8 protein-coding genes and 1 pseudogene are annotated in these 9,670 nt (G+C 45.7%); 3 read left to right on the forward strand and 6 right to left on the reverse strand.

Annotated features, from left to right (window positions below; all coding sequences use genetic code 11):
* A partial coding sequence (locus ACTXGO_RS06585) for an HAD-IC family P-type ATPase (RefSeq protein WP_443573768.1) occupies positions 1-403 on the forward strand: 403 nt, incomplete at its 5' end.
* Positions 404-492: 89 nt separating this feature from the next.
* Here ACTXGO_RS06585 and ACTXGO_RS06590 read toward each other — a convergent pair.
* Entirely contained in the window at positions 493-1,215 is a 723-nt protein-coding gene (locus ACTXGO_RS06590; RefSeq protein WP_317199753.1) for a Bax inhibitor-1/YccA family protein, read from the reverse strand.
* A gap of 291 nt (positions 1,216-1,506) precedes the next feature.
* Between ACTXGO_RS06590 and ACTXGO_RS06595 the strand changes: the two genes are divergently transcribed.
* Both ACTXGO_RS06595 and ACTXGO_RS06600 read left to right on the forward strand, forming a co-directional pair.
* Complete coding sequence (locus tag ACTXGO_RS06595; RefSeq protein WP_443541710.1) at positions 1,507-2,517, forward strand: NAD(+) kinase; 1,011 nt, start codon at positions 1,507-1,509, stop codon at positions 2,515-2,517.
* Between the two features lie 115 nt (positions 2,518-2,632).
* Positions 2,633-2,944: a YeaC family protein gene (locus ACTXGO_RS06600; RefSeq protein WP_443541709.1), complete on the forward strand. Its 312-nt coding sequence runs from the start codon at positions 2,633-2,635 to the stop codon at positions 2,942-2,944.
* A 76-nt stretch (positions 2,945-3,020) separates the two neighbouring features.
* Here the strand turns inward: ACTXGO_RS06600 and ACTXGO_RS06605 are convergent, their stop codons facing one another.
* From ACTXGO_RS06605 to ACTXGO_RS06625, 5 genes and pseudogenes are all read right to left on the reverse strand, one after another.
* The gene (locus tag ACTXGO_RS06605; protein ID WP_317199756.1) at positions 3,021-3,395 is read right to left on the reverse strand and encodes a HopJ type III effector protein; all 375 of its coding nucleotides are present in this window, start codon (positions 3,393-3,395) and stop codon (positions 3,021-3,023) included.
* A 128-nt stretch (positions 3,396-3,523) separates the two neighbouring features.
* Positions 3,524-3,691, reverse strand: a pseudogene (gene csrA, locus ACTXGO_RS06610) (carbon storage regulator CsrA); the annotation flags it as partial.
* A 356-nt stretch (positions 3,692-4,047) separates the two neighbouring features.
* Positions 4,048-5,334 (reverse strand): aspartate kinase, encoded by a 1,287-nt coding sequence (locus ACTXGO_RS06615; RefSeq protein WP_443573770.1) that lies wholly within the window; start codon positions 5,332-5,334, stop codon positions 4,048-4,050.
* A 268-nt stretch (positions 5,335-5,602) separates the two neighbouring features.
* Positions 5,603-8,275 (reverse strand): alanine--tRNA ligase, encoded by a 2,673-nt coding sequence (gene alaS / locus ACTXGO_RS06620; protein WP_443573771.1) that lies wholly within the window; start codon positions 8,273-8,275, stop codon positions 5,603-5,605.
* A 174-nt stretch (positions 8,276-8,449) separates the two neighbouring features.
* Positions 8,450-9,670: DUF389 domain-containing protein (locus ACTXGO_RS06625; protein WP_443573773.1), on the reverse strand; the 1,221-nt coding region annotated here is incomplete at its 5' end.

The raw sequence follows: 9,670 nt of genomic DNA on the forward strand, positions 1-9,670 counted from the left end.
AGCGGCTTTTAACGGTCTATCGCCAACTGACAAGGTTGATCATATTCAGCGCTTGCAGGCAGATGGGGCTGTGGTGCTAATGATTGGAGACGGTATCAATGACGCGCCTGTACTTGCCGCCGCTGATGTCTCGACCTCGATTGCAGGGGCAGCAGATCTTGCGCAGGTCTCAAGCGATAGTATTATATTGGACGGTCAGATTGAGGCGATTGCTGCTGCTAAGCGTATCGCGGACAAAGCTGAGCGTATTATCAGACAAAACTTTCGCTGGGCACTTGGTTATAACGGTATTGTGCTTCTACCTGCTATCTTTGGCTATGTGCCGCCTTGGCTTGCCGCTATCGGTATGTCGCTAAGCTCCCTGCTTGTGGTGTTAAATGCGCTACGGTTAAAGCGGGCATGAGTTATAACGACTTATCTTGATTAATAGCACAAAAAAACCGCCTCAATAAATGAAGGCGGTTTTTTATTTATACCCTTAATGATTTGAGATTAGTCTTGTAGATAGCTAAGCAGACGCATAAATTCGATATACATCCAGACTAAGGTCGCCAAAATACCAATACTAAATAACCACTCATAATCCTCAGAGATACCCATAGCAACGCCGCGATCAACGTTATCAAAATCGAGCAATAGGGTAAAAGAGGCAATAACGATAACGAACAAGCTAAAACCAATAGCGATAGCGCCGCCTTCAAACAAGAAGGGTAGGCTTGAGCCAAAGGCTAAAGACAATATCCACTGCGCGACATAAACGAGCATAATAGCAATAAGCGCCGAGGTCACAATAGAGCGAAACTTCTGCGTAACCTTAATAAGACCTGAGCGGTATAGACCTAACATAACCGCTGCCGTAACGAAGGTTGCACACATTGCGGTAACGGGTACGCTTGGGTACATTCGCATAAAGAACAGCGAAATACCGCCCAAAAAGATACCTTCTAATAGCGCATAGGGCACTGCAAAGGTTTTGGCCTTTTGCGGTTTAAAGGTAATAAAAATAGCTAAGCCGAAAGCTGCAAACATACTACCAAAGGCAGCCATTGTGATAAAGCCTTGTGACAAACCTGCCATAAGGGCATAAAAGAAAAAGCCTACGCCTGTAATGGCAGACAAACCGAGCAGTAAGCTGGTTTTTTGAATGACACCTTTGACGGTCATAGGCGCGCCGCCGATCGCAAGCTCTGCGCGACTGACAATAGGGTTGGCCATATATATATCCTTAATAAAAATATAAAATAAGATGTCAGCTACTTTAGCAAAACCGCTATTATTGTCAACTGTGTTTACGTGAGTGACAACAAGGCTTTGGGCGACTGTTAGCAGTCACACTTACCTGTTAGTGTTAACATCTTTTGTTTACTGAAACTTAGTTAATATATGGGGCCAATTACTACAGTTAACAACGATAGTGGCTAAAACATGCTAGTTTAAGCGCTCAATTGTCGCTATTATTGCAAGACCCCTTTTAACACATACCTTTTTAAAATGCCGAGTCGTTTTATGGAAAACTCAGCGCAGTCAGAGAGATTGCCACACCTACATGAGTCAGAGCTGTTTCATGCTATCAAAAACCCAGCGTTTAGGCGTATTGGACTTATGGGACGCGCCGGCAAGCGTAGCGTGACTCAGAGCCTGGTGCAGATTGCGCAGACTATTAATGAGATGAATCTTACGCTGATTATGGATGTACAAACTGCAAATCTGCCGACGCTTAATCTTGCCGATATTGAAAAAGTCAAAATTGTCAAACGCGGCCTTATCGGTGAGATTTGTGACTTGGTCATAGTGGTCGGCGGCGATGGCTCTATTTTGCATGCCGCAGAGGCACTCGCGCGTTATCGCGTCCCTGTTCTGGGCGTCAATCGTGGCCGGCTTGGGTTTTTAGCGGATGTCAAACCTAATGAAGCTGCCTTTAAACTGCGTCAAGTGTTGATGGGCGACTATCAGCTTGATCATAGGTTTTTATTGACGATGGAGATTCGCGAAGGGCGCGATATTATTCATCAGGATATGGCGCTCAATGATATCGTCTTGCATGCAGGTAAGTCGGTACATATGATAGACTTTCAGCTCAAGATCGACGGTCATGATGTCTATCGCCAGCATAGCGATGGCTTAATTGTCGCCACCCCGACAGGATCTACGGCGTATGCGTTGTCTGGTGGTGGGCCTATCATTCATCCGAGTATGGATGCGATATGTTTGGTACCCATGCATCCGCATACCTTATCGAGTAGACCGATTGTGGTGAGTGGGAATAGTGAAGTGTGTATTCGTATACACGAAGACAATCGCACCCAGCCTATGGTCAGCGCTGATGGCAAGGCCAGTTTGCCGCTCGATCAAGATCAGCGCTTATATATTCGCAAGCATCCTGACAAACTAACGCTACTGCATCCGCCAGGTTTTGATTTTTATGAAGCTTGCCGTACCAAACTACATTGGAACGTGCACGCCGAAGAGTTCAGTTTGGATCGTGACGACGACGATGATGACGAATTTACGGACTAAATGAGCTAAGCAAAGCGCTAAAATCTAAGCGAAGCGCTGAAATCTAAGCAAAAGCGCTAATCAGCAAACTACAAGCATAACCCTTGATTAAGAGTACAGATACGGAGTAGGCAAGATGGATAAACAAACGATATTAGCAACCTTAACACCTGAGGTGGTCGAGAGATTTAAGGTTGCCATTGAGCTTGGCAAATGGCCTGATGGTCGCGCGCTCAGTGACGAGCAGCGTCAGACCTGTATGCAAGCGGTAATGATTTGGGAGCACGAGCACCTACCGCCTGCTGAGCGCACAGGTTATATTCATAAGCCCATCAAAGATAATGGTGATGTCGTCGGCGCTGAATGTGACGTTGAGCATGAGCATCATTATCCTAATATGCCCAATCCTAAAGGTGCGATTCAACCAGTAAAGTTTCGAGATAAGTAGGATTTTAGAATAAAAAAAGCCACGCTATTTATAATAGCGTGGCTTTTTAATGGGTTACTGTCAAAACTGATAAAAACTACAGCGCCGTTGTATCAACACTTGGACGTACGGTTAATGGGTTTTTTTCCATCAAAAACCCTTGCCAGCCCCAATGCAAAAAATTACGAATATTGGCGTGATCAGTACCATTTGGTGTCGCTTGCACCTTTTCATAATGCTCGCCGAAGAGCTTTAGGGTATCAAGCTGGCTTAACTTATGATGCTTGGCAAAGCCAAAGACTTTAGCGCTACCTTCGTTTTCTCCAGCAGCATTGTGTACTTGACCATTAACAAAAGGCGCAGGCGCGTAGCGATAAAAATCATCAATGAAACTAATAACGTCATTAAATCCAATAGCCTTTTTACTCAAGCCATTAAGTAGCGCGGATACATCTGATTGGCGAATACTCATAAGGTGATGACCTCAAAACGGTTTAAAATTTTTATAGATAGCACTAGCAACTAGCGATTAAAATAGTCTTCATCGTCAAACGAAGGCGCAAAGTTGCCCTGTTCTAGATGCTGCATCTGCGACTGTACCGAGCGCTCATGCTGGATACGCTGGTAAATCTCTTCGCGATGTACAGCGATGTCTTTGGGTGCATTCACACCGATACGTACTTGATTGCCCTTGACGCCTAACACAGTCACACTAACTTCGTCACCGATCATTAGCGTTTCGCCCACGCGGCGTGTCAAAATTAACATGCGTCATACTCCTTATGTCACATGAACAAGTTATTGCCCATTGAGATATGTTTTAACAAGGTGCCACTGTAAAAAGTGACTATTGAAAGAACGAACCTCGCTCAAAACAATAGTATATAAAAACAATAGTCTATAAAATTGTTATCTACAGCAGCCGTAAAATAGATCTTTAGCCCAATTCAGTTCTCTATTATATGTGGCATGATAAGTAGTGTCACGGCTTTTAACAAAACTGCTAGGTAATATAACTAAAATACGGGTTAACCATAAAAATAGGGTCAATAAAGACCCTATGCAATATAAACTAATCAGCTACTCTCTTCCTTCGCTTGTAGAGCATGCAAAGTCAATAAAAGCTACTGTCCAGCAACCTTGCTCTCACCCTCAGTGCGGTCTAAACCAAAGGCTGTATGTAGCGATTTGACCGCTTTTTCTAGATGCTGCTCTTGAATGAGCACAGAGACTTTGATCTCACTGGTCGATATCATCTGAATATTGATGTTATTCTCAGCAAGTGTTTGGAACATAAGGCTGGCAACTCCTGCATGCGAGCGCATACCGACGCCAACCAATGAGACCTTGACGACTTCACTATCACCTATGATCTCTTTGGCACCGATCTCGTCTTTGACTTCATCGTTGAGCACTTTCATGGTTTTGTCCATGTCGCTACGATTGACGGTAAAGGTAAAATCAGTGGTGCCATTGGTCGATAAGTTCTGTACGATCATATCGATTTCGATATTGGCGTTACCGATAGGGCTCAAGATGGCTGAAGCAATACCAGGATGGTCTGGGACAGCGCGTACTACAATTTTTGCCTCGTCCCGATTAAAGGCGATACCTGAGATGATTGCCTGTTCCATATTGTCTCCTTCGTCTATCGTAATTAGGGTGCCGACGTTGTTTTGAAAGTCTTCATCAAAGCTGCCGTCAGTATTTTCATCAAAGCTTGATAGTACGCGCAAAGGCACACCATATTTGCCTGCAAATTCAACCGAGCGAATCTGCAAAATCTTAGAACCCAAACTTGCCATCTCTAGCATTTCTTCAAAGGTAATCTTTTCAAGTTTTTTGGCTTTTGAGGTAACGCGTGGGTCGGTGGTATAAACGCCATCAACATCAGTATAGATCTGACACTCATCAGCGCCTAGTGCTGCTGCGATCGCGACGCCTGTCGTATCAGAGCCGCCGCGGCCCAAGGTTGTGGCATTACCATCGTTATCAATACCCTGAAATCCTGCTACGATAACTACGTTGCTGGCCTCTAACTGCTCACGAATATTGGCGTCATCAATAGACTCAATGCGCGCTTTATTGTGCGAGTTATCGGTTTTGATAGCGACTTGGCGGCCTGTAAATGAGCGCGCGCCAATGCCCAAATCTTTGATCGCCATCGCAAGTAGAGAGATAGACACTTGCTCACCAGTTGAGACCATTTGATCGTATTCACGCGGGTCAGGCTGAGCGCTAATCTGGCGCGCCAAATCGATCAAGCGGTTGGTCTCTCCGCTCATAGCAGAGACGACTACGACGACTTGATGACCATTGTCATGCCAGCGCTTCACCCGTTTGGCGACGTTTTTGATGCGGTCGATACTGCCCATCGACGTACCGCCGTATTTTTGTACTATTAACGCCATAAGGATCTACCTAGTATTAATTAAGGGCTTTAATGAGTGTTTATTCAAAGCCAATATGATTTTGATGTTTGCTTTTTTACGCTTGTATGCAGTTATGAATACTAAATATCCGTACTAAAACTGACATACGTGCAAATGCTGACCTTTATATCACATTTGTCGCTCAATTTTAAGTCATGAGCGCGTTTAGATATATGGCGATTAATTATAAGGGTTATAACCAATCGCGTTGATATTCGCTATTTATGATGTCAATCAAATTATAGGATCAGTCAAGCTGCGTGCCAATCCAAGTCGGTAGCGCTTTGATCACCGCTGCACTGTTACTAGACTTAGGTGCGCCGCCTTGCGCGTAATCAGGTTTACCGCCGCCTTTACCACCAAGCTCGCCAGCTAGGTGACGAATGATATCGCCCGCCTTGATACGCGAGGTCATAGATTTTGCGACACTTGCTGCTAGCGCCAACTGTCCGTCTTTATCACCAACAAGGACAATGATGCTATCAGGTAGTTTGGATTTGACATCGTCCATAAGGGTGCGAATAGATTTGCCATCGATACCGCTTAAGGTGCTCACCAACACTTGGGTGTCATTAATGGTTTGCACTGCATCCAATAAACTTGCCGCTTGTGCGCTAGCCATTTTTTGCTCTAAGCGCTCAAGCTGCTTTTCAAGCTCGCGTTGACGGCTTGCCATAGTTTTGACGCGCGCGATTACCTCAGGGCGTTTGGCTTTGAGCTGGCTTGCAAGCTCGCCTAATTGCTGATCGTTTTGCTGCACATACTTGATAGCATTCATACCTGTGAGTGCCTCAACGCGGCGGATACCTGCAGCGATACCAGACTCGCTAATGATCTTAAGTAGACCGATATCCCCTGTACGCTGCACATGCAAGCCGCCGCACAGCTCGATAGAGAACGGCTGGCGTGTGCCATCATTGATAGTCTCTGTACCCATGGTCAGTACGCGTACCGTATCACCATACTTTTCACCAAACAAGGCAACCGCGCCTTTATCCATCGCATCATCAATAGACATATTCTCAATTAAAGCGGGCGTATTTGCCTGAATTTGCTCATTGACTAAGCGCTCGATACGAGTGATCTCAGCCGCGCTCACAGGCTTATCATAGGCAAAGTCAAAACGCAGTACCTCGCTTGATACCAGCGAGCCTTTTTGACTAACAGTATCGCCTAAAACTTCACGCAATGCGGCATGGAGCAGGTGAGTGGCAGAATGGTTTTTGGCGCTAGCGGCGCGAATGCTAGAGAGGACTTGCGCCTCGGCGGATTGCTGCACGTTAATAGTGCCCATTGTCACGACGCCATAATGGATAATGGCCTGACCTGACTTTTTGGTGTTTTGTACTTCAAAGACCCCAGACTGCGTTGAGATCTCACCAAGCTCGCCAACCTGACCACCACCTTCGGCGTAAAACGGCGTACGATCGAGCACGGCAACCCCTTCCATACCCTCAGATAGGCTGTCTACTAACGCGCCGTCTTGGTATAGCGCCAAAACAGAGACGTTGTCATCAGTGAGCTGCTCGTAACCAATAAACTCAGTTGGCGTGTCCACTTGAATGACACTACTATAATCGACATCAAACTTACCTGCATCACGCGCGCGTTCGCGCTGCGCTTGCATGTGCTCATCGAACTCTTCTTCGTTGATAGCGATACCACGCTCACGAGTGATATCGGCGGTCAAATCTAGCGGGAAACCATAAGTATCATACAATTTAAAGGCCGCTTCTCCTGAGAGCACATCGCCATCTTGTAAGTCTTCGAGCTCGCTGGCAAGTAAGCGTAGCCCTTGCGCTAAAGTTTTGGCAAATTGTGCTTCTTCTTTTTGAATAGCCTCTTCAATCACGCTTTGTCTTTGAGTGAGCTCAGGGTAGGCTGCGCCCATTTCGCGGGCTAAAGGGGCAACCATCTTATAAAAGAATTCACTATCAGCGCCAAGCTTATTACCATGGCGCACAGCGCGGCGAATGATACGGCGCAGTACATAACCGCGGCCTTCATTGCTTGGCATGACGCCATCAGCGATTAAAAAGGCAACCGCGCGAATATGATCGGCGATGACTTTAAGTGAGGACTGCTGATCGTTTTGAATATCTAAAATATCAGCCGCCGCGTCCATCAAATGAGTAAACAGGTCTATCTCATAGTTACCGTGTACGCCTTGCATAATAGCGCTGATACGCTCAAGTCCCATGCCCGTATCGACACTTGGCGCAGGTAACGGCAACATGGTACCGTCCTTTTGGCGATTAAACTGCATAAAGACGCAGTTCCAAATCTCGATATAACGGTCGCCATCTTCTTCAGGAGTACCGGGCAGACCACCTGCTATATCTGCGCCATGATCATAGAACACTTCGGTACAAGGGCCACAGGGACCGGTGTCACCCATCGTCCAAAAGTTATCAGAGGCATAGGGCGCACCTTTATTATCGCCAATACGTATGATGCGATCGGCAGGCAGGCCAATATCTTTATGCCAAATATCAAAGGCTTCGTCGTCGGTCTCATAGATAGTCACATACAGACGGTCTTTATCGATTGCAAGCCACTCGCTTGAGGTCAAAAACTCCCAAATATAAGCGATACCGGCTTGTTTAAAGTAATCACCAAAAGAGAAATTACCGAGCATCTCAAAGAACGTATGGTGACGGGCGGTATAACCGACATTGTCCAAATCATTGTGTTTGCCGCCTGCGCGTACGCATTTTTGTGAGGTCACTGCGCGCGTGTAGTCGCGAGTCTCCATCCCCAAAAATGTCTCTTTAAACTGATTCATCCCTGCATTAGTAAACAATAAAGTGGGGTCATTGTGCGGTATGAGGCTTGAAGATGAGACAGAAACGTGCTGCTTACTGACAAAGAAATCTATAAAGGCTTTACGAATATCGGCTGTTTGAGAGGGCTGGCTCACAGCGGCTCCTTAATAAGGATAAAGTGGTAGAAAATAAGTTAAGCGATTTTAGCACATACACCAAAGCTCTTGGTAATCGATGTATATACTTGTCTTGCATTCATTTTGCGTTTAGGTCATATGGATTAAATGATCCTTGATGACTTAAAACTATTTGAAAAGCTCTAAGATAGGCTAATTGGTCAAAATCGCTGCATCGGTTTCATCAAGCTTATCTGTGATAAGTGGATTGGACTCGATAACTTGCACAGGCAAATAACGCAATTGCAGTTTGATCGGTAGATAACCTGGAAAATTGTCTGCCATATCTTGCGTGATGATAGCCTCGATCTGATTGACATCATAAGAGCTTGGAGTCGTCTCACCGCGTACGACAGCGCGTACGATTTGATTGCCGTTACTCTTAGTAAACTGAGTATTAGTCAGCACGTTACCTTTTTCAATAAAGTGCTCATTGATGGTCTTTTTGACATTACTCTCAAATACTTGCTGTTTGGCATTGGTCTGCAAATTAATCGTCAGATAAGTGCCCAAAACACCAAGCAATAAAAGCGCCACCGCGTTACGGCGCAAAAATGTCAGATAGGTACTGGTCTGATAATCGCCATCAACCAAACGGCGAAAGCCTAGTATCCACAGCACCATCGCGTTGGTAAATTGAATAGCAATAATGTTGGTCAGTGCCAAGAGCGCCGCGCCAAACCCCAAGGTCAGCTCGCCATTGGCAAATAAGATACCACTAGCGGCTAAGGGCGGCACCAATGCTGTAGCTACCGCGACCCCGACGACAGCGACTGATAAATGCGGTGATACCATAGCGTAAGCGCCAGCGGTGCCCCCAGCTAGCGCAATCATTAGGTCCATTGATGTGGGCTGAGTACGCGATAGTATCTCTGCGGTCAAAGGTTGATTGTTATGCAGCAGCCCGATGATAAAGCCGACAAATATAACAATAAAGACGCCAGCTGCAACGGTAAACAAGGACTTACGCAGTAAAGGGATGCGATTGTCAATGACCGCAAGCGCTACCCCCGTAATAGGCCCTAACATCATAGCAACGAGCATAGCGCCGATGACGACGGCTGCTGAATTGGTGACCAAACCATAACTTGCGATAATGGCTGAGAGAATGTTCATCACAAAATACATGCGGGTTGGGAGGGCATTGGCCTCAATCTTGACGCGAACTTCGGGGTAGTCGACTTTTTGCTTACTAAATTGCTCAGCGACAAATTGTTTATAAGACTCAAGCTTGGCTTCTTTGACTTCTTTAACCTTTTCCTCTTCTTCGTGTATTTCATCATGACTTTTATCTTGCTCGTCTATCTCATTTGCTATTTGTGCAGCGTCTTTTTTTTCTATCGTGTCTGAGTTAGAAGCTAGCTTATTTTCTAT

It is taken from the genome of Psychrobacter sp. T6-1 (genome assembly GCF_052258445.1).